Annotated in this window: 23 protein-coding genes; 19 read left to right on the top strand and 4 right to left on the bottom strand. The window is 66.1% G+C overall.

The features are described 5' to 3' along the window. Positions 1-114: 114 nt before the first annotated feature. The 3 genes from BMX85_RS24785 (at position 115) to BMX85_RS24775 (ending at position 2,333) form a co-directional block, all read left to right on the top strand. Entirely contained in the window at positions 115-1,131 is a 1,017-nt protein-coding gene (locus BMX85_RS24785) for a M14 family zinc carboxypeptidase (RefSeq protein WP_090325190.1), read from the top strand. Beyond that, the gene (locus BMX85_RS24780; protein WP_090325188.1) at positions 1,128-1,916 is read left to right on the top strand and encodes an alpha/beta fold hydrolase; all 789 of its coding nucleotides are present in this window, start codon (positions 1,128-1,130) and stop codon (positions 1,914-1,916) included. Before BMX85_RS24785 ends, BMX85_RS24780 begins: the two co-directional genes overlap by 4 nt. 138 nt (positions 1,917-2,054) lie before the next feature. Further along, positions 2,055-2,333 (top strand): YkgJ family cysteine cluster protein, encoded by a 279-nt coding sequence (locus BMX85_RS24775; RefSeq protein WP_090325186.1) that lies wholly within the window; start codon positions 2,055-2,057, stop codon positions 2,331-2,333. On the opposite strand, the gene BMX85_RS31340 is transcribed toward BMX85_RS24775, so the two are convergent. Beyond that, entirely contained in the window at positions 2,330-2,461 is a 132-nt protein-coding gene (locus BMX85_RS31340; RefSeq protein WP_255372394.1) for a hypothetical protein, read from the bottom strand. The genes BMX85_RS24775 and BMX85_RS31340 overlap by 4 nt on opposite strands. A 155-nt stretch (positions 2,462-2,616) precedes the next feature. On the opposite strand from BMX85_RS31340, the gene BMX85_RS24770 reads away from it, so the two are divergent. From BMX85_RS24770 to BMX85_RS24750, 5 genes are all read left to right on the top strand, one after another. Then, positions 2,617-3,528, top strand: a complete 912-nt coding sequence (locus tag BMX85_RS24770) for a LysR substrate-binding domain-containing protein (RefSeq protein WP_090325184.1) — start codon at positions 2,617-2,619, stop codon at positions 3,526-3,528. A 74-nt stretch (positions 3,529-3,602) separates the two neighbouring features. Further along, complete coding sequence (locus BMX85_RS24765; protein WP_090325183.1) at positions 3,603-4,343, top strand: substrate-binding periplasmic protein; 741 nt, start codon at positions 3,603-3,605, stop codon at positions 4,341-4,343. 245 nt (positions 4,344-4,588) lie between these two features. Next, the gene (locus BMX85_RS24760; RefSeq protein WP_090325175.1) at positions 4,589-5,428 is read left to right on the top strand and encodes an undecaprenyl-diphosphate phosphatase; all 840 of its coding nucleotides are present in this window, start codon (positions 4,589-4,591) and stop codon (positions 5,426-5,428) included. A gap of 25 nt (positions 5,429-5,453) precedes the next feature. Continuing rightward, entirely contained in the window at positions 5,454-7,277 is a 1,824-nt protein-coding gene (gene recQ / locus BMX85_RS24755; protein ID WP_090325173.1) for a DNA helicase RecQ, read from the top strand. A 2-nt stretch (positions 7,278-7,279) separates the two neighbouring features. Then, positions 7,280-7,804 (top strand): DUF1993 domain-containing protein, encoded by a 525-nt coding sequence (locus tag BMX85_RS24750; protein ID WP_090325171.1) that lies wholly within the window; start codon positions 7,280-7,282, stop codon positions 7,802-7,804. Between the two features lie 5 nt (positions 7,805-7,809). Here the strand turns inward: BMX85_RS24750 and BMX85_RS24745 are convergent, their stop codons facing one another. Then, a complete protein-coding gene (locus BMX85_RS24745; RefSeq protein WP_090325169.1) occupies positions 7,810-8,724 on the bottom strand; it encodes an AraC family transcriptional regulator in 915 nt (304 codons plus the stop codon). Positions 8,725-8,828: 104 nt separating this feature from the next. Here BMX85_RS24745 and BMX85_RS24740 point away from each other — a divergent pair, with 104 nt between their 5' ends. From BMX85_RS24740 to BMX85_RS24725, 4 genes are read left to right on the top strand one after another with little or no spacing between them, the layout of a single operon-like run. Beyond that, positions 8,829-9,725, top strand: coding sequence for a DMT family transporter (locus BMX85_RS24740; RefSeq protein WP_090325167.1), 897 nt, complete (start codon positions 8,829-8,831; stop codon positions 9,723-9,725). Positions 9,726-9,737: 12 nt separating this feature from the next. Continuing rightward, entirely contained in the window at positions 9,738-11,534 is a 1,797-nt protein-coding gene (locus BMX85_RS24735) for an amidohydrolase (RefSeq protein WP_090325164.1), read from the top strand. A 39-nt stretch (positions 11,535-11,573) separates the two neighbouring features. Beyond that, on the top strand, positions 11,574-12,092 hold the full coding sequence (locus BMX85_RS24730; protein WP_090325160.1) for a hypothetical protein: 519 nt from the start codon (positions 11,574-11,576) through the stop codon (positions 12,090-12,092). Then, on the top strand, positions 12,092-12,493 hold the full coding sequence (locus BMX85_RS24725; RefSeq protein ID WP_090325158.1) for a hypothetical protein: 402 nt from the start codon (positions 12,092-12,094) through the stop codon (positions 12,491-12,493). The genes BMX85_RS24730 and BMX85_RS24725 overlap by 1 nt, the downstream gene beginning before the upstream one ends. Here the strand turns inward: BMX85_RS24725 and trmB are convergent, their stop codons facing one another. After that, positions 12,494-13,213 (bottom strand): tRNA (guanosine(46)-N7)-methyltransferase TrmB, encoded by a 720-nt coding sequence (gene trmB, locus BMX85_RS24720; protein ID WP_373924115.1) that lies wholly within the window; start codon positions 13,211-13,213, stop codon positions 12,494-12,496. Positions 13,214-13,409: 196 nt separating this feature from the next. On the opposite strand from trmB, the gene BMX85_RS24715 reads away from it, so the two are divergent. From BMX85_RS24715 to crtB, 7 genes are all read left to right on the top strand, one after another. After that, positions 13,410-14,750: a GH1 family beta-glucosidase gene (locus BMX85_RS24715; protein ID WP_090325154.1), complete on the top strand. Its 1,341-nt coding sequence runs from the start codon at positions 13,410-13,412 to the stop codon at positions 14,748-14,750. Positions 14,751-14,938: 188 nt separating this feature from the next. Then, complete coding sequence (locus tag BMX85_RS24710; RefSeq protein WP_090325435.1) at positions 14,939-16,312, top strand: MFS transporter; 1,374 nt, start codon at positions 14,939-14,941, stop codon at positions 16,310-16,312. A 134-nt stretch (positions 16,313-16,446) separates the two neighbouring features. Next, positions 16,447-17,397, top strand: a complete 951-nt coding sequence (locus tag BMX85_RS24705; RefSeq protein WP_090325152.1) for a polyprenyl synthetase family protein — start codon at positions 16,447-16,449, stop codon at positions 17,395-17,397. A gap of 23 nt (positions 17,398-17,420) precedes the next feature. Continuing rightward, on the top strand, positions 17,421-18,764 hold the full coding sequence (locus BMX85_RS24700) for a glycosyltransferase (protein WP_090325151.1): 1,344 nt from the start codon (positions 17,421-17,423) through the stop codon (positions 18,762-18,764). Then, positions 18,761-19,936 (top strand): lycopene beta-cyclase CrtY, encoded by a 1,176-nt coding sequence (crtY, locus tag BMX85_RS24695; protein WP_090325150.1) that lies wholly within the window; start codon positions 18,761-18,763, stop codon positions 19,934-19,936. The genes BMX85_RS24700 and crtY overlap by 4 nt, the downstream gene beginning before the upstream one ends. Continuing rightward, positions 19,933-21,423, top strand: coding sequence for a phytoene desaturase (locus tag BMX85_RS24690; RefSeq protein ID WP_090325149.1), 1,491 nt, complete (start codon positions 19,933-19,935; stop codon positions 21,421-21,423). The genes crtY and BMX85_RS24690 overlap by 4 nt, the downstream gene beginning before the upstream one ends. Beyond that, entirely contained in the window at positions 21,420-22,391 is a 972-nt protein-coding gene (gene crtB / locus BMX85_RS24685) for a 15-cis-phytoene synthase CrtB (protein WP_090325147.1), read from the top strand. The genes BMX85_RS24690 and crtB overlap by 4 nt, the downstream gene beginning before the upstream one ends. Here crtB and BMX85_RS24680 read toward each other — a convergent pair. After that, a complete protein-coding gene (locus BMX85_RS24680) occupies positions 22,285-22,821 on the bottom strand; it encodes a sterol desaturase family protein (RefSeq protein ID WP_090325144.1) in 537 nt (178 codons plus the stop codon). The genes crtB and BMX85_RS24680 overlap by 107 nt on opposite strands. Between the last annotated feature and the right edge of the window lie 115 nt (positions 22,822-22,936).

The raw sequence follows: 22,936 nt of genomic DNA, 5'->3' as shown, positions 1-22,936 counted from the left end.
TGGATGTCACAATATTCCCACAGGATAACATTAAATACAAAACAACATTCAACATAACGCAAACCTGCCGCGAGTGGGCTACACTGTCGGTCACCGCTATCCTCCGCCGCCTACATGCCCGAGAAGAACCTGCCCGAACTGATCACCCTGAAACGTCTGATCGACGAAGGCGGGCGTCATCTGGAAGTCGCCACCCCCTGCACGGTGGCCATGGACGGCCGCCGGTTTCCCGTCTATACGATCGCGCTGGGCAATCCGAGTCCGGACGTGCCGGCGCTGGGTTTTTTCGGCGGCATCCACGGCCTGGAACGGATCGGCACGCAAGTGATCCTGTCGTTCCTCGAAAGCCTGCTGGCGCGGCTGCGCTGGGACAGCACGCTGCACCAGCAACTCGAATCGATGCGGCTGGTGTTCATGCCCTTGGTCAATCCGGGCGGCATGTGGCAAGCCACGCGCTGCAATCCGCAGGGCGTCGATCTGATGCGCAACGCGCCGCTGAGCGCGGTGGAAAAAGTGCCGTTCATGCTGGGCGGCCAGCGCTACAGCCATCATCTGCCGTGGTATCGCGGGGTGGCCGGCGCGCCGATGGAGCCGGAAAGCCAGGCCGTCTGCGACCTGGTCACGCGCGAGCTGCTGACGCGCCAGTTCAGCATGGCGCTCGACTGCCACTCCGGCTTCGGCCTGCGCGACCGCATCTGGTTCCCGCACGCCCACACGGCCACGCCGATTGCGCACCTGGCCGACATCGGCGCGCTCGAGCAACTGTTCACCCAGAGCTATCCCAATCATAACTACGTGTTCGAGCCGCAAAGCCGCCAGTACCGCACCCATGGCGACCTGTGGGATTACCTGTACCTGAACGGCACCACCGGCAGCGACCGCGCGTTCCTGCCGCTGACCCTGGAGATGGGTTCGTGGCTGTGGGTGAAGAAAAATCCGCGCCAGATCTTCGACCGCGTGGCCTTCTTCAATCCGACGGCGGCGCACCGCCTGCAGCGGGTGCTGCGGCGCCACCTGATCTGGTTCGACTTCCTGATGCGGGCCGCCAACAGCCACGGACGCTGGATGCCGGAGGGCCTGGCGCGCAAGGTGCAACACCGGCGCGCGTTGTCGCAGTGGTATCACTCATGAGCACGCCACTTCCTGCCGGCGCCGGCCCCTGGGTGCTGTTGCGCGGCCTGATGCGCGAGCAACGCCACTGGGGGCGTTTCCCCAACCAGCTGGCCGAGACCGTGGCCGGCGCCGAAATCGTCACTCCCGACCTGCCCGGCAACGGCCAGCGGCACGCGTTGCGCAGTCCGACGGCGGTGGCCGACATGGTGGCCTTCTGCCGCCAGGATCTGCTGGCGCGCGGCGTGCGCCCGCCCTACTCGCTGCTGGCGCTGTCGCTGGGCGGCATGGTGGCGGTGGAATGGGCCAGCCGCCATCCGGGCGAGCTGACCCGCTGCGTGCTGATCAACACCAGCATGCGTCCCTACAGCCGCTTCCACGAGCGGCTGCGCTGGCGGAACTATGGCGCCATCGTGCGCCAGTTGCTCGACGGCGGCGTCGAACAGCAGGAACGGCTGATCCTGCGCCTGACCAGCCGCCACGGCGACGCCGCCGAACGCGCCGGCCTGCTGAACCGCTGGTTGGGCTACCAGCGCGAATACCCCGTCACGCGCGCCAACGCGCTGCGCCAGTTGTGGTCGGCGGCGCGTTTCCGCGCGCCGGCGGCGCGTCCCGCCGTGCCGCTGCTGGTGTTGAGCAGCGCCGGCGACCAGCTGGTCGACCCGCGCTGCTCGCGCCGGCTGGCCGAGGCCTGGCAAGCCGAGCACCGCGAGCATCCCGACGCCGGCCACGACCTGCCGCTGGACGACGGCGCCTGGGTCGCCGGCCACATCGAGAAATGGCTGGCCGCCGGCAAAGCCGGGTAAAATACCGGCCCTATGACCTCGACCACACCGGCGATGGCACGCCGCCCGCGCTGTGGCGCCTGCCGCACCGCCCCCCCCTTCTCCAGCGCCCTCCGCGGTATGCCCAACGGCGAACCGCTTGTCCACTAAAGAGATGCCATGAACTGCCGCGACAACTGCGGGGCGTGCTGCATCGCCCCCTCGATTACGAGTCCGATACCGGGCATGCCACACGGGAAACCGGCTGGCGTCAAATGCGTGCAACTCGGAGAAGATAATCGATGCCTCATCTTCGGACAACCGGAACGGCCAGCGTTTTGTGCAGGATTACAGCCGGCCGAAGATATGTGCGGAACCAGCCGAGAGATGGCGATACGCTGGTTGAACGATCTCGAGCAAGCCACCAGCCCGGATCGGATTGACACGCGCGGCCCCTAGCGCACCGCCATCTGCGCCAACATCCGCAGCAGCTGGGCGACCACGCGCCCGTAAAAGCCCGCGCGGGACGCGCGCGCGCCCGCACTTGGATGGACGACCTGAGGCGAAGGAATGGTGGAGCGGGACATGATGCCTCCTGGCTGGTTCATTGGCGCCTTCCCATCAATAAATCTTACTCATGGAGTTTGATCGGCGCATGGGGTATATTTTCATCCCGCATGCACGCGCGATCAAACGAGTTATTTTCGCTTGATGCATAAGAAAAACTTAACCTCGGAACTCCATGAACAAACCGTTGCGTTCGCTCTCCGGCCTGGTCGACTTCGACTGCGCCGCCCGCTGGGGCAGCTTCAAGCTGGCCGCGCAGGAGTTGCACAAGACGCCGGCGGCGATCAGCCTGCAGGTCAAGCAGCTCGAGGCCGCGCTCGGGTTCGAGCTGTTCATCCGCCACCCGCGCCACATCACGCTGACGGAAAAAGGCCAGGAGCTGGCGGTGACGGTGCGCCGCGTGCTCGGCGAGCTGCGCGCCAAGGTCGAGGCGCTGCGCGGCGGCGACGAGGAGAAAATCCTGCGCATCTCGACCACCCACTCGCTGGCGATCAAATGGCTGGTGCAACGCATCGACCGCTTCACCAAGCTGCATCCGGAGCTCGATATCCGCATCGACTCGACCGACCGGCTGGTCGATCTCAACGACGACAACACCGACGTCGCGCTGCGCATCATGACGGTCGACCACGACGATCCCGACTTTCTGTTCCACGTGCGGCTGGTGGCGGTCTACAGCCCGTCGCTGCTGGCGCCCGGCGAGACGGCGCTGACGCCGGCCGACTTGCGGCGTTTTCCGCTGCTGTACGAGGACTCGACCGACAACTGGATCAGGCTGCTGCGCGACCACGGCCTGCTCAAAGGAAAGCACGACTTCTCGCGCTCCTACACCAACGCGGCGGTGCTGGTGCAGGCGGCGCTGGCCGGCCACGGCGTCGGCCTGACCCACTACACGATCGCCTACGAGGATATCCGCAGCGGCGCGCTGAAGATGATTCCCGGCTTCACCGCCACCTACGAGCGCGGCTACCGGCTGCTGGTCAACCCCGGCAAGCGCGGGATGGGCAAGATCGCCCACTTCAGCGCGTGGCTGCGCGCCGAGATCGCCGAGGTGGAGCGCTCGTTCCCGCCGTCATCGGCGGCGTGATCGGCGCCGTCATTCGATTGACGGCGCGCGGGGAATCGGCTACCTTCTGGCAAGTCAACATCCCCGGGCGCCGCATGACCGCATCACTCCGTGCACTACTCCCCCCGCTTGCCGCCGCGCTGCTGGCGGCGCAGCCGTTGATGGCATCGACGGCGGCGGCGGCACCGGCCAAGCCCGCGCTGCGCTTCGTGCAAAAGATCGAGGACGCACCGGCCCAGTCGGGTCCGCGCAAGGGCGGCTTCCAAGAGGCGCTGGGCAACGCGCTGGGCAAGCAGCTGGGCATGCCGGTGCAGTTCGTCGGCCTGCCGCGCAAACGCATGACGAGCGCGCTCGAATCGGGCGAGGGCGACGTCGTGTGCGGCTATCTGCCGGCCTGGTTCAAGGGCGACTTCAACTGGAGCCGCACCTTCATTCCCACCTCCGAAGTGCTGATCGCCTCGAAGCGGGTGCCGGCGCCGATGTCGATCGACGCGGTGCGCGGCAAAACCGTCGGCACCGTGCTCGGCTTCCACTATCCGGACATCGAACAAAAGCTCGGCGCCGACTTCCTGCGCGACGACGCGCCGTCGCTCAACCTGACGGTGCGCAAATGGCAGGCCGGGCGCTTCGACTACTTCCTGACCACCGGCCAATCGATCCAGAAGCAATTTCCGCACGGCGAGCTGGCGGCCGGCTACAACCTGCTGGTCGTCAGCGAGGTCAAGAGCGGTTGCGCGGTCTCGCGCAAGGGCCGCGTCACCGTCGAACAGGTCAGCGCCGCCCTCGACGCGCTGGAGAAAAGCGGCGAAATGGCGCGTGTGCTGCAGCTGCGCTGACCCCCGAACGTTATCTCGCAGGCATCTTCGCGATGCGCTGCAACACGCTCCCGATGCGTCCACAACGGCTGTCGCCACGCGGCGAAACACGCGCGCCACGGGCTTTTTTATGCCGCATCGCACCATCGCGGTATTACGGTTGAGTTAGATTACGAAAAGACAACGCCGAACATGGTAAGCTTCGACCCCGGCGCTATGCACTTCGCGGCACTCCCTCAAACTCCCTCGCGTAACTACTTAATTACATGGATATTGTCCTCGCACTAAAAGCCATCATCATGGGCCTCGTCGAAGGTTTCACGGAATTCCTGCCGATCTCCTCGACCGGCCACCTGATCCTCGCGGAGCACCTGCTGGGCTTCCAGGGCATGGAAGAACAAATGAACGTGTTTGAAATCGTGATCCAGGCCGGCGCCATCTTCGCCGTCTGCTGGGAGTACCGCGCCCGCATCGCCAAGGCCTTCGCCGGCGTGACCTCGGACCGCGCCCAGCAGCGCTTCGTCCTCAACATCGGCATCGCCTTCCTGCCGCTGGCCGTGCTGGGCCTGATCTTCGGCAACCTGCTCAAGACCTATCTGTTCAAGCCGGTGCCGGTGGCGATCGCGCTGATCGTCGGCGGCATCATCATCCTGCTGGTCGAGCGCCACGCGGCGGCCAACCCGGTCAGCGTGCGCGTGCGCTCGGTCGAAGACATGACGGCGCTCGATGCCTTAAAAATGGGCATCGCGCAGGCCTTCGCGCTGATTCCGGGCACCAGCCGCTCCGGCGCGACCATCATCGGCGGCATGATGTTCGGCCTGTCGCGCCAGGTGGCCACCGAGTTTTCCTTCCTGCTCGGCATTCCGACCCTGCTGATCGCCTCGGCCTACTCGCTGTACAAGGCGCGCGCGCTGCTGTCGGTGTCGGACCTGCCGATGTTTACCCTCGGCACGGTGGCGGCGTTTATTTCCGCGTTCTTCTGCGTGCGCTGGCTGCTGCGCTATATCGCCACCCATACTTTCACGATATTTGCGTGGTATCGCATCGCTTTTGGCCTGCTGGTGCTCATCACAGGTTACACTGGCGTGATCGTCTGGAAGGACTAACTTTTTGAGTAGTTGCAGTGGCATCATGAATCACCAGGAAAATAACGAACGCGCCCTCGACCTGCTGCAAACCGTGTTCGGTTATCCGGCCTTCCGCGGCCAGCAGGCGGAAATTGTCGGCCACGTCAGCGGCGGCGGCGACGCGCTGGTGCTGATGCCCACCGGCGGCGGCAAGTCGCTGTGCTACCAGATTCCGGCCTTGGTGCGCGACGGCGTCGGCGTGGTCATCTCGCCGCTGATCGCGCTGATGCAGGACCAGGTCGACGCGCTGGCCGAGGTCGGCGTACGCGCGGCCTTCCTGAACTCCACCCAGACCTACGAGGAAGCCCAGCGCATCGAGCGCCTGGTGCGCACCGGCGAGATCGACCTGGTCTACGTCGCCCCCGAGCGGCTGATGACCGAGCGCTGCCTGAACCTGTTCCAGGCGTCGAAGATCGCGCTGTTCGCCATCGACGAAGCGCACTGCGTCTCGCAATGGGGCCACGACTTCCGGCCCGAGTACATCAAACTGTCGGTGCTGCACGAGCAATTCCCGAACGTGCCGCGCATCGCGCTGACGGCCACCGCCGACCCGCAAACCCGCGCCGAGATCGTGCACCGCCTGCAACTGGGCGACGCGATGCAGTTCGTCTCGTCGTTCGACCGCCCCAACATCCGCTACCAGATCGTCGAGAAGGCCAACGGCCGCAAGCAATTGCTCGACTTCATCACCACCGAGCACGGCGGCGACTGCGGCATCGTCTACTGCCTGTCGCGCAAAAAGGTCGAGGAAACCGCCGAGTTCCTCAACGAAAACGGCGTGCGCGCGATGGCCTACCACGCCGGCATGGACCACGCCAAGCGCGCGGCCAACCAGGCCAAGTTCCTGCGCGAGGAAAACATCGTCATGTGCGCCACGATCGCCTTCGGCATGGGCATCGACAAGCCGGACGTGCGTTTCGTCTGCCACCTCGATCTGCCGAAAAGCATCGAAGGCTACTACCAGGAGACCGGCCGCGCCGGCCGCGACGGCGCCCCCGCCAACGCCTGGATGGCCTACGGTTTGCAGGATGTGGTGCTGCAGCGGCGCATGATCGACGAATCGGAGGCCGACGAAACCTTCAAGCGCGTGCTGGGCAACAAGCTCGACGCGATGCTGGGGCTGTGCGAAACGCTGAGCTGCCGGCGCGTGCGCCTGCTCGACTATTTCGGCGAGCGCTCCGGCCCGTGCGGCAACTGCGACACCTGCCTGATTCCGCCGGTGTCGTTCGACGGCACGGTGCCGGTGCAAAAGCTGCTGTCGGCGGTGTACCGCGTCGACCAGCGCTTCGCCGCCGGCCATGTGATCGAAGTGCTGCGCGGGGTCGAGACCGAACGCATCAAGACCTGGCACCACGATTCGCTGTCGGTGTTCGGCATCGGCGCCGACCGCAGCGAGCAGGAATGGCGCGCCATCCTGCGCCAGGCCATCGCGCTCGGGCTGGTGACGGTCGACCACGAGTCATACAGCTCGCTCAAGCTGACCGACGCCGCGCGGCCGGTGCTCAAGGGCGGACAAAAAGTGCAGCTGCGGCAGTACCAGAAACCGGTCAAGCAGAAAAGCGCCGGCCGCGCCTCCAAGGGCTATGTGGAGAGCGACCTGTCGACCGGCGAACAGGCCATCTTCGACAAGCTGCGCTGGTGGCGGGTGGAGACGGCGCGCGCGCACGACGTGGCGGCGTACATCATCTTCAACGACGCCACCTTGCGCGAGATCGCCAAGGCGCGGCCGACCACCTTGTCGGACCTGCGCGGCATCTCCGGCGTCGGCGAGAAAAAACTGGCGTCCTACGGCGACGAGATCGTCGCCATGATCAGCGAAATGGAGTAACCATGCATCCGTCGGCGATGTTCCATCGTTCGCTCGCGCAGTTGTGCGGGATGTTGGGCAAGATCGAGGCGGCCGACGGTGAAGCCGGCGGCGCTCTGCTGGCGGCGCGCCTGCATGAGGACATGCTGCCGTTTGCGCAGCATGTGCGGGCCACCGCCAATTTCGCGCTGCGCGGCTGCTGCCCGCTGGCCGGGGTGCCGGTGGTCAGCTTCGATGGCGACGAGATCTCGTTCGCCGGATTGCAGTGGCAGGTGGTCGAGACGATGCGTTTTATCGCCGACATCCCGCCGTCCCAATTCAACGGACCGGCGGACCGCATCTGCCGCGACCGCGCGGGCTTCGCCGACCTGGCGCTGCCGGCCGACGAATACCTGAATTTATATATCCTGCCGAATTTCTATTTCCACCTGAGCATGGTGTACGCGATCGCGCGCAGCCGCGGGGTGGCGATCGGCAAGGGCGATTTCGACGGCTATCACATTTACGCGCCGGGCTTTTCGTGGGAAAAGCCAGCGCAACCCGGGTAGCCTCCCTACGCCACGACGCTCCGCCACCGGCTTGGCGGCGCGCCGACGCTGTCGCGGAAGCGGTGGCTGAAATGGCTTAAATCCGCATACCCGCAGGCGTCGGCGATCTGCTGCAAGGGCTGGCTGGTGGTTTTCAACAACCGCCGCGCGTGCTCGATGCGCCGCTGCGCCACCCACGCCGACGGCGGCATGCCGAACGAAATCCTGAACATGCGCGCCAGGTGATACTCCGACATGCACGCCAGCTGCGCCAACGTCGCCAGCGACATTGGCCGCGCCAGATTCGCCTCGATGTAGTCGGCCAGACGGCGCCGCACCGCCGGCGCCAGCCCGCCGCGCACCCGCTGCGCCGGCGCCGGCATCGATTGCGACAGCAGCAGATGGCTCAGGGTCTCGTGCGTCACCTCGTTGGCGCGCAGCCGCGCGTCCGGCCCCTCCCACGACATCCGCGCCAGTCCGGCGCACAAGGCGCCGATGCGCTCATGCTCGAAATAGGTGCGGTCGGCCAGGGTCAGCTCGCGCGGCTCGCGGTCCAGCTCCACCACCGCGCGCCGCGTGAAATGCTCGGGCAAAAAGTAGACGTGCAAGAAGCGCAGCGGCCCGCGCACCATCCAGCTCGATTCGTGCCAGTCCGGCAGCGTGCAAAGCCGTTTCGGCGCGCCATAAAGCCCCGGCAGCTCGCCGCGCTCGGTGCGATAGCCGCCGCCCATGTAGTACGACAGCGTGTGGTGACCCGGCTTGTTGTAGCTGGTCTCGGCGATCTCGGTGTCGCGCCGCCAGATGGCGACGGCCAGATCGTCGCCCAGCCAGGCGAAACGCTCCAGCTGCGCGTCGGTTTCCGACATGGTCCGGAACACGGCGTGCGAAATCAGCCCGTCGGGCGCGGGAGCTGGCGATTTGAGAGGGGAACGTGCGGGCATGATGGATAAAGTCTAGCACGGGCGCGCGTCACGGCCGCGCCGCCGCCGCGAAATGCGCAATTTCAGACAAGCCGCCGGCCCCGCCGCTACGGCATGCTGACGGCATGAATATCTTCCTCTATTTGCTGACTGTCCTGATCTGGGGCACCACCTGGATCGCCATCACCTTCCAACTGGGCGTGGTGCCGGCGCCGGTGTCGATCGCCTACCGTTTCTGGCTGGCGGCAGCCGTGCTGATGGCCTTCCTGCTGATCACCCGCAAACCCTGGTGGCCGCCGCGCCAGGCCTGGCCCTACCTGTTCGCGCAGGGGATCGCGCTGTTTTGCCTGAACTTCCTGTGCTTCTACTACGCCAGCCAGTGGGTCGCCAGCGGGCTGGAAGCGGTGGTGTTCTCCACCGCGCCGCTGTGGAACGCGATCAACGGCCGCATCTTCCTCGGCCGGCCGATCCGCCGCCAGGTGATGATGGGCGCCCTGCTCGGCCTGGGCGGCATCGTGCTGCTGTTCGCGCCGCAGATGGCCGGCCACTGGAACGACAGCAAGGTGCTGTTCGGCCTCGCGCTGACCCTGGCCGGCACCTTGTGCTTCTCGTGCGGGAACCTGCTGTCGAGCCGCATGCAGTCGCTGGGACTGACGCCGGCATTGACCAACACCTGGGCCATGCTGATCGGCTCGACCACCCTGGGCCTGGCCGCACTGGCGATGGGGATGCCGTTCGCGCTCGATCCGTCGCCGCGCTACCTGGGCGCGCTGCTGTACCTCGCCATTCCAGGCTCGGTGATCGGCTTCACCGCGTATTTGCTGCTGGTCGGGCGCATAGGACCGGACCGCGCGGCCTATTCCACGGTATTATTCCCCATCGTGGCACTGACCATATCGACCATTTACGAAGGCTACCACTGGACGCCGCTCGCCTTGAGCGGGCTGGCGCTGGTGTTGGCGGGGAACCTGCTGGCGTTTCTGCCGCTGGCGCCGCGCACCAAACCAATGGAGGCCGCATAACCCGGGGGACGCATGACCAGCAGGGCTTATTTCGCAGGACTGACTTTACTGGCCGCTGTTTCAGCGCACGCCGCCGCACCACCCGCCGATACCGTCTACCGCAACGGCTACATCTACACCGTGGACGCCAAGGACAGCGTGCAACAGGCGCTGGCAGTGCGCGCCGGCCGCATCGTCTACGTCGGCGACAACGCCGGCCTCCAGCCGCTGACCGGCAAGGCCACCAAAGTCGTCGACCTGAAAGGGCGCATGCTGATGCCCGGACTGGTCGACGGCCATATGCATCCGCAATCGGGCGGCAGCCGCCTGCTCAATTGCAGCCTCGATTATCAAGCGCTGACGGTCGCCCAGTTCCAGTCGCGCATCCAGGCCTGCATCGACAAGGACAAGCTCAGTGGCAAACCCTCGGGCCCCGAGCGCTGGCTGGTGGTGGTCAATTGGTTCCAGCAAGGGATGCTGCCGGAAGGCGTGGAAACCACCGCCGCCACCTTGGACGCGCTGAAAACCGACCGCCCGGTGCTGGTTCGCTCGTCGTTCGGCCACTCCGTGCAGCTCAATTCCAAGGCGATCAAACTGGCCGGCATCACGCGCGAGACCAAGGATCCGGCCGGCGGAAAAATCACCCGCGACGCCGGCGGCAACGCCACCGGGCTGCTGGAGGACGCCGCCCAGGACATGGCGATGAATTTGCTGCCGCCGCTGACGGTGGCGGAGAACCTGGCCGCGTCCACCGCCGCGCTGGCGGCGATGCGCCAGCAGGGCATCACCTCCTTCCTCGACGCCTACACCGATCCGGAAACGATGACCGCCTTCACCGACCTGCACAAGCAGGGCAAGCTGACGGCGCGCGCCCACTTCGCGGTGCTGGTCGATCTGGACAAGGGCGCCACGCCGCAAAGCGCCGTCGCCGAGCTGCTCAAGCAGCAAAAGCAGTTCGACCAGGGCCCGACAGCGGTCGCGCCATCGCTGCAGGTGCGCCACGCCAAACTGTTCATGGACGGCGTGATCTCGGCGCCCGCCTTCACCGGCGCCATGCTGGAGCCGTACCTGGTCAACAAGGGCACCGCCGCCAAACCGGACTGGCAGCCCGGCGCCAGCAACGGACCGGCGAGCTACTTCACCCAGGAGGCGCTGAGGACCACGCTGACGGAACTGGCCAACGCCAAGATCGATCCGCACATCCACGTCGACGGCGACCGCGCCGTGCGCGAGACGCTGGACGCGATCGAGTACCTGCGCTCGACGCCCGCCGGCAAGGACGTGCGTCCGGCGCTGGCGCACGATGAAATCGTCGACCCGGCCGACTATCCGCGCTTCGCCAAGCTCGATGTGACGCCGGTGCTGTCGTTCCAATGGGCCAAACCGGCGCCCGACACCGTCGGCGCATTGAAGGACTATATGGGGCCGGCGCGCTACGCCACCGTCGAGCCGCAGGCGCTGCTGCTCGACGCCGGCGCCCGCATCGCCTATGGCAGCGACTGGCCGGTCGATCCGCTGGACGAATGGTTCGCGCTCAAGGTGGGCGTGACCCGCACCGCCGCCCCGGACGCCGGCAAGGAATACGCCGGCCGGCTGGGCAAGCAACCCGGCCTGACGCGCGAGGCCGCGCTGCGCGCCATCACCCTCAACGCGGCCTACACCTTGCGCCAGGAGGCGCTGACCGGCTCCCTGGAAGTGGGCAAGCTGGCCGACATGATCGTGCTGGACCGGAATTTCTTCACGATCCCGGCCCAGGACATCGCCAACATCAAGGTGCTGCAGACTGTCGTCGGGGGCAAAATTGTGTATCAGGCCAAGGGCATGCGTTAAGATGTCGGCCTCACACGCCAGCACTTGAACAGACCCGCCATGCAATTCGCCATCTCCCTGTTGATCATCGTCGCCACCGCGCTGGTGGTCTACGCGATCATCAAGACCAATCCCGCCAAGCCGATGGTGCTGCCACCGCGCCCGGCCACCCCGTACGAGCCGACACTGCCGGAGACGCCGGATACGCCGGCGGCGCTCCACTGGTCCGACGATGGCCGCTTCCTGGTCGAAGTGGTCAACGAGTCACGCTACCAGAACACGCTCAAGGAGCTGGCCGGCGACCATGGCGACCAGCCGGCCAGGGTGCCGTATCTGGCCACCTTGGTGCCGGACGACGCCAATCCGTACGAAAGCGCCGCCGTCGCCGTGTTCCTCGACGGCCGCATGGCCGGCTACCTGTCGCGCAAAGCCTCGCTGGCCTTCCGCGCCAACCTGAAACGCGAGGAAGTCGCCGACCGGATCACCACCTGCGACGCGCAGGTGCGCGGCGGCGGCGTGTGGAAGAACAGCCGCCTGGCGTATGTGGTGGTGCTGGATATGGAGACGCTGGAGGCGTGATGAAGTCGCTGGCCACACTGGTATTGGCGATGGCGGGCGGCGCGGCCGCCGGCCAGACCTTGACCGTGCATTACAGCGAACGGGCGGGGGTGCACTACACCACGCCGCAGGGCCGGTTGGCCGGGGAAGCGGCCAGGCCGGTGACCGAGGCCCTCGACGCCGCCGGCATCGCCTACGAAATCCGCCCAACGCCGGCCAAGCAGCAGCTGGTACTACTGAAGGAAAACCGCGAGCCGGCCTGCATGATGAGCTGGGTCGAGCTACCCGGCCGCGACGACAAGGGCAAATTCTCGGACGTGATCTATCGCGATACGTCCGAGCGCCGCCTCTGGTGCAGCAAGGTGGTGCCGGACGATGTGATCGAGCGCTTCAACGCGGCGCTGGCCCGGCAAGCCAAATAACTACTTTTTGGTGAAGACCAGATCCCACACGCCGTGGCCCAGTTTCAGGCCGCGGTTTTCAAACTTGGTCAGCGGACGGTAGGCCGGTTGCGGCGCGTAGCCGTCGGCGGTGTTTTGCAGGCCCGCTTCGGCGCCCAGCACTTCCAGCATCTGCACCGCGTAGTCTTCCCAGTCGGTCGCGCAGTGCAGGTAGCCGCCCACGGCCAGCTTTTGCACCAGCAGCTGGACGAACGGCGCCTGGATCAGGCGGCGCTTGTTGTGGCGCGCCTTGTGCCACGGGTCCGGGAAGAAGATGTGCACGCCGTGCAGCGAGCCGTCCGGGATCATCTGGTTCAGCACCTCGACCGCGTCGTGCTGGATGGCCTTCAGATTGGTCAGGCCCTGTTCGTCGATCAGCTTGAGCAGGCTGCCCACGCCGGGCGTGTGCACTTCGACGCCGATGAAATCCTTCTCCGGCATCGCGGCGGCGATGTGCGCGGTGGTGCCGCCCATGCCGAAGCCGATTTCCAGCACCACCGGCGCCTTGCGGCCGAACGCCTGCTCGTAGTCGAGCGGCGCCTTGGTGTAGCCGATCATGAACTTCGGCCCCTGCTCCTCCAGCGCGCGCGCCTGCGCGGTCGACAGGCGGCCGGCGCGGGTGACGAAGCTGCGGATGCGGTGTTCGGTCGGGTCGTAGAGCATCGGCCGCGCCGGGCCGTCTTTAGGGGTTTCGGAAGACATGATGGAAGCTGGTGGATGAGCTGATAAATAATGAGGCAGCATTATATCAGTGTCGCCCCCCTGCCCCGGGCGCCGCGTCAGCAAAAGATTGACACCCACAAGGACTTGAGGTCTAATCGTGAAAAGAGGCGTGAAATCGTTTTCAAACGTCATAATGCCCTCCCCGCCCCGTGTTTAACCTGCTAGAACGACAAAAATGACCGATTTCACGCAATTCCCACCTTCGTTTACCTGGGGCATCGCCACCAGCGCCTTCCAGATCGAAGGCGGCGCCAGCGCCGACGGCAAAGGCCCGTCGATCTGGGATACCTTCAGCCACACCCCCGGCAAGATCATCGACGGCACCAACGGCGACGTCGCCTGCGACCACTACAACCGCTACCCGGAAGACGTGGCCATCATGGCCGGCCTGGGCGTGGACGCCTACCGCTTCTCGATGGCCTGGTCGCGCGTGCAGCCGACCGGCAAAGGCGCATGGAACGAAGCCGGCTTCGCGTTTTACGACCGCCTGCTGGCGGAACTGGAAAGCAAGGGCATCGACGCCCACCTGACCCTGTACCATTGGGACCTGCCGCAAGGCCTGGAGGACGAAGGCGGCTGGCTCAATCGCGACACCGCCTACCGCTTCGCCGACTACGCGGCCGAAGTGGCGCGCCGCTTCGGCAACCGCCTGAAAACGATTGCGACCCACAACGAGCCATGGTGCACGGCCAACCTGGGCTATGGCAATTCGCAGTTCGCGCCGGGCGTGACCGACCTGAAAAAATCGGTGCAGGTCTCGCACCACCTGCTGCTGTCGCACGGACTGGCGATGCAGGCGATGCGCGCGGTCGGCAGCTCGGCCAAACTGGGCATCGTGCTCAATCAGTGGACCGCCGACCCGGCCACCGACAGCGCGGCCGACATCGCGATGGCCGAATTCGAATACGCCCGCTCGGTGCAGTGGTTCATGGACCCCATCTTCAAGGGCAAGTACCCGCAGCTGGCGCTGGACGTCTACGGCGAAAACGGTCCGGAGATCCACGCCAACGACTTCAAGGACATCCAGCACCGCATCGACTTCCTGGGCGTGAACTACTACTTCCGCTCCTACTGCAGCGCCGAAGTGCCGCCGCGCCAGCCGGAAGCGAAACTGGGCAAGACCGACATGGGCTGGGAGATCTACCCGGACGGCTTGACCGAACTGCTGCTCAAGCTCCACGACGAATACGAGCTGCCGCCGATCTACATCACCGAGAACGGCATGGCCAATCCGGACACCGTCGTCAACGGCGAAGTGCCGGACGAGGCGCGCATCGATTTCGTGCTGCGCCACCTGAAGGCCCTCAACGACGCCCGCCTGCAAGGCGTGAACGTGCAAGGCTACTTCCTTTGGAGTTTGCTGGATAACTTCGAATGGAACTCGGGCTACGCCAAGCGTTTCGGCATCGTCCATGTCGACTACGCGACGCAGAAGCGCACCCTGAAGCACAGCGCGCTGTGGTACCGCGATTACCTGGTCCAGCAGCGCGCGGAGCAGGCCGCGCACGCCGCGTAAAGGCGTAATCACGTAGGGCGGATCAGCGGCGCGCCGTCATCGGCCATCAATGGGCCGCCGGCGGCTCTTTGATGGCCGATTACGCTCCGCCAATCCGCCCTACGTAATCAACTCGACGCATCACCCGCAGTACTCATTGGCCGCAGAGCCAAGTGCTACACTCCACAGAGAACAACGAGGACGACACCATGCAGACAGCACCTTCCGCCACGCCGCAAGAGCATCCGAAGCCGCCGGCGCCTCCCGCCCCGGGCGACCGGCAATCGCTGTTCCGCGCGATGTTCGCGCGCGGCACGCCGATGCTGTGGGTGCCGACCGGGTACTTCTCGATGGCGCTGACGTACATGATGCTCACCAGCGTCACCTCCATCATGTTCAAGAACCTCGGCATGAGCAACGGCGAGGCGGCGCAATACGCCAGCTATCTGATCCTGGCCTACACCATCAAGCCGCTGTTCGCCCCCTTCGTTGAAATGTACCGCACCAAGAAGTTCTTCGTGCTGTGCGCGCAACTGATCGTCGGCATCGGCTTCGGCGCGGTCGCGCTGTCGATGTCGCTGCCGAACTACCTGCACATCATGGTGTTCCTGTTCGGGCTACTGTCGCTGGTCGGCGCCACCCAGGACATCGCCTCCGACGGCGTGTATGTCACCTCGCTCGATTCGAAGACGCAGTCGCTGTTCTGCGGCATCCAGAGCCTGAGCTGGAACGTCGGCCCCATCGTCGCCTCGGGCGGCATGGTGTACCTGAGCGGCTGGCTGCACACCCACTACTTCCACCACGAAGCCGGCGTGTTCGGCCCGGCGTGGATCGACTCGTGGCGCATCATCTTCTTCATCGCCGCCGCCATCACCGTCGTCACCGCGCTGTGGCACCTGCGCGTGATGCCGGACGGCGCCAAGGCCGAAAACGCGCCCAAGTCGGTGGCCGACGCCGCGTTCATCCTGCGCGACTCCTTCGTCACCTTCTTCCAGAAGCGCGACGTCTGGCTGATGGTCGGCTTCGCGTTCGTGTTCCGCCTCAGTATCGGCCTGCTGGAAAAAATCGGCCCGTTCTTCATGGTCGATCCGATCGCCAAGGGCGGCCTGGGACTGTCCAACGAAATGCTCGGCCTGATCTACGGCACCTATGGCCTGATCGCCGTGCTGCTGGGCTCCTTGCTCGGCGGCATCTTCGTCGCGCGGCGCGGCCTGCCGGCCACGTTGTTCATCCTGTGCTGCGCGGTCAACATCCCCAACGTCACGTTCTTGCTGATGGGCATTTACCAGCCGGAAAGCCTTTGGCTGATCAGCGCCGGCGTGGCGATCGAAAAATTCTTCTTCGGCTTCGGCTCGGTCGGCTTCATGATTTACCTGATGCAGCAGCTGGCGCCGGGCAAGTACACCACCACCCACTACGCCTTCGGCACCGGCCTGATGGGCCTGTGCATGCTGGTCACCGGCGTCATCAGCGGCCACCTGCAGCAGGCGCTCGGTTATGTACACTACTTCTGGTTGGTGATGGCGGCGACGATTCCATCTTTCCTGGTCACGTGGTTTGCGCCCTTCCATAATAAGGAGTAGGCTGTCCAAAAAATGAACCGCTTTTAAGTGTGCGTTGGCACGCGCACGATTGACCCAAGTCCGGTCTGTTGAAGTTTGCGTCGGTATGATGGCCCGCAAGGGAATTTATTAGTCAATCGTCAAAGGACTTGCGCATGGTCACGGAAACACTGCGGTTCAACGGCATCAAAAGGGAGCTGCTCGGTGATCCATCGGAGACCGAGATCGACGACCTGCGCCGCGAGCTCGAGGAGCGTATCCGTTACTTTTTGCCCGACGGCGGCGTCCCCTCGGACCCGCTGACCGAGGCCATGCGCGCGGCGGCGCTGAGCACCGGCAAGCGCATGCGCCCTTTGTTGCTGATGCTGGTCGCGCGCGACCTCGGCTGCTCGTCGCCGGCCCTGCTCGACGCCGCCTGCGCGGTCGAACTGGTGCACGCCGCCTCCCTGATCCTCGACGACATGCCGTGCATGGACGACGCCAAGCTGCGCCGCGGCAAGCCCACGGTGCATATCCAGTTCGGCGAAAACGTCGCCATCCTGGCGTCGGTCGCCCTGCTCAGCCGCGCTTTCCACATTCTTTCCCAGACTCAAGACATCTCGCCGCTGATCCGCACGCGGCTGGTCTGCGCGCTGGCCGAGACGGTCGGCGCGCAGGGACTGGTCCGGGGGCAATTCGAGGATTTGCACGGCGGCCATAAACGCTCGGTCGACGACATCGCCACCACCAACGAGCTCAAGACCGGCGTGCTGCTCGGCCTTTCCGTCGAGATGGCCGGCATCATCGCCCAGGCCGACGAACGGGTGCTGCAATCGTTGCGCTCGTTCGCCATGGCCGCCGGCCACGCGTTCCAGATCAAGGACGACCTGCTGGATGTCCCCGGCAACGACTGCGCGCAGACGGGCAAGGATGTCGGCAAGGACGCCGGCAAGGCGACCATCACCGCCACCCTCGGCATGGAAAAGACCCAGCGCCGCCTGGCCGCGCACCTGCGCGACGCCGACGACTATCTGACGGACGCCATCGGCAGCAAACAGCGCACGCGCCTACTGGTCGGAAACCTGTTCCGCAAGGCCGGCCCGGTCGTCGATCTGCACGCGCCGTAACGCGCGCGTCGAGAGGACATCGCATGGCCCACTTCGGCGTGGTCGCCCCGGCCTTCTACAGCCATTTCAACGCCTTGTCGGCGCTGGCGCTAGCGTTGATCGAGCGCGGACACCAGGTCACCTTCCTGCACCGGCCCGACGCCGCCGGCTGGCTAAGCAACGAGCGCGACGCCCGCATCGGCTTCCACGCGCTCGGCGCCGACCGCTATCCGCCAGGGTCGCTGGACGCCTCGCTGCGGCTGGCCGCCAATCCGGGCAGCCCGCTGGGACTGCGCAAGGTCATCGTCGACATGGCCGACACCACCGACATGCTATGCCGCGAACTGCCCGCCGCGATCGCAGCCCTGCGCATCGACGCCCTGCTCGGCGACCAGATGGAGGCGGCGGCTGGATTGGTGGCCGAGGCGCTGGGGATGCCGTTCGTCTCGGTGGCCTGCGCGCTGCCGGTCAACCGCGAACCGGGCATTCCGCTGCCGGTGATGCCGTTCCAATTCGGCACCGACGAGCGTTCGCTGAAGATGTATGAAGGCAGCTCCCGCGTCTACGACTGGCTCATGGCGCCGCACCGCAAGGTGATCGAGCGGCAGGCGCGCGCGCTGGGCATCCCGGCGCGCGGCATGCTGCACGAGTGCCTGTCGCCGCTGGCGCAAATCAGCCAGACGATTGCCGCCTTCGATTTTCCGCGCCAGCAGCTGCCAGCGAATTTCCACCACGTCGGCCCGCTGCGGCACGCCGCCCCAGGTGGCGTCTTGCACGCCGGCCCGCGCATCGACCCCATGCCGGTCGTTGCCGAGGGCCGCCCGTTCATCTTCGCCTCGCTGGGCACCTTGCAAGGCCAGCGCCTTGCGCTGTTCAAGCGCATCGCGCAAGCCTGCCGGGGGCTGAATGTTCAACTGCTGGTCGCCCACTGCGGGGGATTGAACCCGCAACAGTCGCAGACGGTCGAGCGGGCCGGTCCCGCCGGCGCGACCACGGTGTGCGCGTTCGCGCCACAGCAGGCGGTGCTGGCCCGCGCCGACGCCGTGGTTTCGCACGCGGGGCTGAACACGGCGATGGACGCGATAGCGGCGCGCACGCCGATCCTGGCCCTGCCGATCGCCTTCGACCAGCCGGGCGTGGCGTCGCGGATCTGCCATGCCGGCATCGGGCTGCGGGCGTCGCCGCGCTTCACCGGCGCGGCGCAACTGGGCAGGCATTTGCGGCGGCTGCTCGACGAACCGGAATACGGCCAGCGGCTTGCCGGCCTGTCGGAGCAGCTGGCGCAAGCGGGCGGCACGCCGCGCGCCGCCGACATCGTCGAAACAGCGCTAAACCTCAACCGCCGGAATGACAGCGACGCCCGCCGCACCGCGAGCGGCATCGCATGACCGCCGCGCCGTACGACGTGATCCTGGCCGGCGGCGGCCTGGCCAACGCGCTGATCGCCTGGCGGCTGCGGACCGCGCGTCCATCGCTGCGCATCCTGCTGCTCGAACAGGATGACCGCATCGGCGGCAACCATACCTGGTCGTTCCATGACAGCGACCTCGATGCGGCGCAGCGGCAGTGGCTCGCGCCATTGGTCTCGGCGCGCTGGCCGGATTACGACGTCATCTTCCACGAACACGCCAGGACGCTCGACGGCGGCTATGCCAGCATCGCCTCCGACGATTTCGCCCGCGTCATCGAAGCGGCGCTGGGCGACGCGCTGCGGCTCGGCGCCCGAATAGGGCAAGTGGGTCCAACCACGGTGACCCTGGCCGGCGGAGAGATCCTGCACGCCGGCGCCGTCATCGACGGCCGTGGCCCGCGCCCGTCGGACCGGCTGGCGCTGGGCTACCAGACCTTCCTCGGACAGGAGGTGCGCCTGGCCGCGCCGCACGGACTGGCCTCGCCCATCATCATGGACGCCAGCGTCGCGCAGCAAGGCGGCTACCGTTTCGTCTACGTGCTGCCTTTCGCGCCCGACCGCCTGCTGATCGAGGACACGCACTACGTCGACACCGGCGTGTGGGAGCCGGAACGGCTGCGCGCCAACATCGCCGCCTATGCCGCCTCGCGCGGCTGGCGCATCGAAGAAATCATCCGCGAGGAACACGGCTCGCTGCCGATCGTGCTGGCCGGCGACATCGATCGATTCTGGTCGGACCTCGACGGCCAACCGACTTCCGGCCTGCGCGCGGGCCTGTTCCACCCGACGACCGGCTATTCGCTGCCGCACGCGGTGCGGCTGGCCGAGCGAATCGCCGCGCTGGACGACTTGGGCGCGCCCGCCTTGTTCGACGCCATCCGCCAGACCGCGCTGCACGAATGGCGCGGGCAGCGCTTTTTCCGGCTGCTCAACCGGATGCTGTTCCTGGCCGGCGACGCCGACAGCCGCTGGCGCGTGATGCAGCGTTTTTACCATTTGCCGGCGCCGTTGATCGCGCGCTTTTACGCCGGCCGTCCGACCCTCGGCGACAAGGTCCGTCTGCTGTCGGGAAAACCGCCGGTGCCGGTCGGCCAGGCCATATCGGCCGCACGCAAAATCCATCCCCACCAAATCAGGAAACCCGAATGAACGAAACAAAACAGGCAGTGGTCGTCGGCGCCGGCTTTGGCGGCCTGGCGCTGGCCATCCGTCTGCAAGCGAGCGGGATTCAAACCACCCTGCTCGAAAAACGCGACAAGCCGGGCGGCCGCGCCTACGTCTACGAAGACCAGGGCTACACCTTCGACGCCGGCCCCACCGTCATCACCGATCCATCGGCGATCGAGGAGCTGTTCACCGTCGCCGGCAAGCGCCTGTCCGACTACGTCGAGATGCTGCCGGTGGCGCCGTTCTACCGCCTTTGCTGGGAGGACGGCAGCCACTTCGACTACGCCAACGACCAGGAATCGCTGGACCGCCAGATCCACGCGCTCAACCCGGCCGACGTGCAGGGCTACCAGCGCTTCCTGGCATACTCCAAGGCGGTGTTCGACGAAGGCTATCTGAAACTGGGCGCCGTGCCCTTCCTGTCGTTCCGCGACATGATCGCGGCCGGCCCGCAACTGGCCAAGCTGCAGGCATGGCGCAGCGTCTACAGCATCGTCTCGAAGTTCATCCAGAACGAGCACCTGCGGCAGGCGTTCTCCTTCCACTCGCTGCTGGTCGGCGGCAACCCGTTCGCCACGTCGTCGATCTACACCTTGATCCACGCGCTCGAGCGGCGCTGGGGCGTGTGGTTTCCGCGCGGTGGCACCGGCGCGCTGGTCAACGGCATGGTGCGCCTGTTCCAGGATATCGGCGGCCGCATCGAACTGAATGCCGACGTGGCGGCCATCGAGGCCAGCGGCGCGCGCGTCAACGGCGTGCGCCTGGCGGACGGACGCCACTTCCCCGCGCAGGCGGTGGCTTCCAACGCCGACGTCGTCCACACCTATGCAGATCTGCTGTCGCAGCATCCGCGCGGCCCGTCGGAGGCCGGCTCGCTGCGCAAAAAACGCTTCAGCAACTCGCTGTTCGTGCTGTACTTCGGGCTCAATCACCACCATAGCCAGCTACAGCACCACACCGTCTGCTTCGGACCGCGCTACAAGGAACTGATCACCGAGATCTTCGGCGGCAAAACGCTGGCCGACGACTTTTCGCTGTACCTGCACGCGCCCTGCATCACCGATCCGTCGCTGGCGCCGCCGGGCTGCGGCAGCCATTACGTGCTGGCGCCTGTGCCGCACCTGGGCAACGCGGATATCGACTGGACCGTCGAAGGTCCGCGCTACCGCGACCGCATCTTCGAATACCTGGAGCGCCGCTACATGCCCGGCCTGCGCGACCAGCTGGTCACCAGCCGCATCTTCACGCCGCTCGACTTCCGCGACCAGCTCAACGCGCATGTCGGCTCGGCGTTTTCGCTCGAACCTATCCTGACGCAGAGCGCCTGGTTCCGGCCGCACAACCGCGACAGCGAGCTGGCGAACCTGTACCTGGTCGGCGCCGGCACCCATCCCGGCGCCGGCGTGCCGGGGGTGATCGGCTCGGCCAAGGCGACGGCCGGTTTGATGATCGAGGAGTTCGGGCGATGAGCGAGGCGCTGCTGGATCACGCGACCCAGACCATCAAGGTCGGCTCCAAAAGCTTCGCGGCGGCGGCGAAGCTGTTCCCGGCCGACGTACGGCGCAGCGTGTTGATGCTGTACGCGTGGTGCCGCCATTGCGACGACGTGGTCGACGGCCAGGAGCTGGGCTTCGGCGCGGTGCAACTGGCGCCGGACGACGCCGCCGAAAAACTGGCGCAACTCGAGGACCAGACCAGGCGCGCCTACGCGGGCGAGAAGATGTCGGATCCCGCCTTCGCCGCCTTCCAGGAGGTGGCGCTGCGCCACAAGATCGAGCCGCGCTTCGCCTTCGACCACCTGGCCGGTTTCGCCATGGACGTGGAGCAGGCGCGCTACGAGACCATCGACGACACGCTGCGTTACTGCTATCACGTGGCCGGCGTGGTCGGCCTGATGATGTCGTCGATCATGGGCGCCAGCAAGCCGACGGTGCTGGACCGCGCCTGCGACCTCGGCTTGGCTTTTCAACTGACCAATATCGCGCGCGACATCGTCGAGGATGCGCGCATGGGCCGCTGCTACGTGCCCGCCGCATGGCTGCGCGAAGCGGGGATTCCGCTGGACGAGGTGGCGCTGCCCGGGCACCGCGCGGCCCTGTCCAGGGTGGCGTCAAGGCTGGTCGATTACGCCGAACCGTATTACGCCTCCGCCAACCAGGGCATCATCGCGCTGCCGCTACGCAGCGCGTGGGCCATCGCCACGGCGCGCAACGTCTACCGGCAGATCGGGATCAACGTGAAAGCGCGCGGCGCGCACGCCTGGGATGAACGGGTTGGCACGTCGCGCGCGACCAAACTGTGGCTGCTGGCGAAGGGCGGCGCCAGCGCGCTTACTTCGCGTCTTCGGCGGATGTCGGCGCGTGCGCCGGGTTTGTGGCAGCGTCCCGACCACGTTGGCGCAGCGGGCCATCGTGCAGCACGCGCAGTTGACGCTTGAGCTCGTCGACCGGCGGCGCGTACAGGAATCCGAACGAGACCGCGCCCTCTTTCCCCTCGACGGCGTGATGCATGCGGTGCGCCTGGTAAAGTCGCTTCAGATAGCCGCTGCGCGGCGTGTACTGGAACGGCCAGCGGCGGTGCACCAAGCCGTCGTGCGCGACGAAGTACAGGAAGCCGTAGGCGGTCATGCCGGCGCCTATCCATTCGAGCGGATGGTGGCCTTCGGTACCGAAATAAATCAGCGCGATCGCCAGCCCGGCGAACACCACGGCGTACAGATCGTTTTTCTCGAACCATCCGGTGCGCGGCTCGTGGTGCGAGCGGTGCCAGCCCCAACCGAAACCATGCATCACATATTTGTGCGCGACAATAGAAAACAATTCCATCAACACAATGGTGATCAGGACGATGAGCGTGTTCAGTATCATGGGTCGTATCGGTCCGTCAGGGGGTGGGCAGCGCTGGCAACAGCCGTGGACACAGCCTACCATAACCGCTATTTCCACAGCGCCAGCAACTCGCCTTCGCCATTCAACGCAGCCA

It is taken from the genome of Duganella sp. CF517, from assembly GCF_900110275.1.
GTDB lineage: Bacteria > Pseudomonadota > Gammaproteobacteria > Burkholderiales > Burkholderiaceae_D > Rugamonas.
The sequence above is the reverse complement of the archived record's forward strand: the minus strand, read 5'-3'. Positions and strand labels throughout refer to the sequence as shown.

What these genes read in the sequence shown, in the direction of transcription:
- BMX85_RS24785 (WP_090325190.1), top strand. Translation starts at nt 115, where the DNA reads ATGCCCGAGAAGAACCTGCCCGAACTGATCACCCTGAAACGTCTGATC.
- BMX85_RS24780 (WP_090325188.1), top strand. Translation starts at nt 1,128, where the DNA reads ATGAGCACGCCACTTCCTGCCGGCGCCGGCCCCTGGGTGCTGTTGCGC.
- BMX85_RS24775 (WP_090325186.1), top strand. Translation starts at nt 2,055, where the DNA reads ATGAACTGCCGCGACAACTGCGGGGCGTGCTGCATCGCCCCCTCGATT.
- BMX85_RS31340 (WP_255372394.1), bottom strand. Translation starts at nt 2,461, where the DNA reads ATGTCCCGCTCCACCATTCCTTCGCCTCAGGTCGTCCATCCAAGTGCG.
- BMX85_RS24770 (WP_090325184.1), top strand. Translation starts at nt 2,617, where the DNA reads ATGAACAAACCGTTGCGTTCGCTCTCCGGCCTGGTCGACTTCGACTGC.
- BMX85_RS24765 (WP_090325183.1), top strand. Translation starts at nt 3,603, where the DNA reads ATGACCGCATCACTCCGTGCACTACTCCCCCCGCTTGCCGCCGCGCTG.
- BMX85_RS24760 (WP_090325175.1), top strand. Translation starts at nt 4,589, where the DNA reads ATGGATATTGTCCTCGCACTAAAAGCCATCATCATGGGCCTCGTCGAA.
- recQ (WP_090325173.1), top strand. Translation starts at nt 5,454, where the DNA reads ATGAATCACCAGGAAAATAACGAACGCGCCCTCGACCTGCTGCAAACC.
- BMX85_RS24750 (WP_090325171.1), top strand. Translation starts at nt 7,280, where the DNA reads ATGCATCCGTCGGCGATGTTCCATCGTTCGCTCGCGCAGTTGTGCGGG.
- BMX85_RS24745 (WP_090325169.1), bottom strand. Translation starts at nt 8,724, where the DNA reads ATGCCCGCACGTTCCCCTCTCAAATCGCCAGCTCCCGCGCCCGACGGG.
- BMX85_RS24740 (WP_090325167.1), top strand. Translation starts at nt 8,829, where the DNA reads ATGAATATCTTCCTCTATTTGCTGACTGTCCTGATCTGGGGCACCACC.
- BMX85_RS24735 (WP_090325164.1), top strand. Translation starts at nt 9,738, where the DNA reads ATGACCAGCAGGGCTTATTTCGCAGGACTGACTTTACTGGCCGCTGTT.
- BMX85_RS24730 (WP_090325160.1), top strand. Translation starts at nt 11,574, where the DNA reads ATGCAATTCGCCATCTCCCTGTTGATCATCGTCGCCACCGCGCTGGTG.
- BMX85_RS24725 (WP_090325158.1), top strand. Translation starts at nt 12,092, where the DNA reads ATGAAGTCGCTGGCCACACTGGTATTGGCGATGGCGGGCGGCGCGGCC.
- trmB (WP_373924115.1), bottom strand. Translation starts at nt 13,213, where the DNA reads ATGTCTTCCGAAACCCCTAAAGACGGCCCGGCGCGGCCGATGCTCTAC.
- BMX85_RS24715 (WP_090325154.1), top strand. Translation starts at nt 13,410, where the DNA reads ATGACCGATTTCACGCAATTCCCACCTTCGTTTACCTGGGGCATCGCC.
- BMX85_RS24710 (WP_090325435.1), top strand. Translation starts at nt 14,939, where the DNA reads ATGCAGACAGCACCTTCCGCCACGCCGCAAGAGCATCCGAAGCCGCCG.
- BMX85_RS24705 (WP_090325152.1), top strand. Translation starts at nt 16,447, where the DNA reads ATGGTCACGGAAACACTGCGGTTCAACGGCATCAAAAGGGAGCTGCTC.
- BMX85_RS24700 (WP_090325151.1), top strand. Translation starts at nt 17,421, where the DNA reads ATGGCCCACTTCGGCGTGGTCGCCCCGGCCTTCTACAGCCATTTCAAC.
- crtY (WP_090325150.1), top strand. Translation starts at nt 18,761, where the DNA reads ATGACCGCCGCGCCGTACGACGTGATCCTGGCCGGCGGCGGCCTGGCC.
- BMX85_RS24690 (WP_090325149.1), top strand. Translation starts at nt 19,933, where the DNA reads ATGAACGAAACAAAACAGGCAGTGGTCGTCGGCGCCGGCTTTGGCGGC.
- crtB (WP_090325147.1), top strand. Translation starts at nt 21,420, where the DNA reads ATGAGCGAGGCGCTGCTGGATCACGCGACCCAGACCATCAAGGTCGGC.
- BMX85_RS24680 (WP_090325144.1), bottom strand. Translation starts at nt 22,821, where the DNA reads ATGATACTGAACACGCTCATCGTCCTGATCACCATTGTGTTGATGGAA.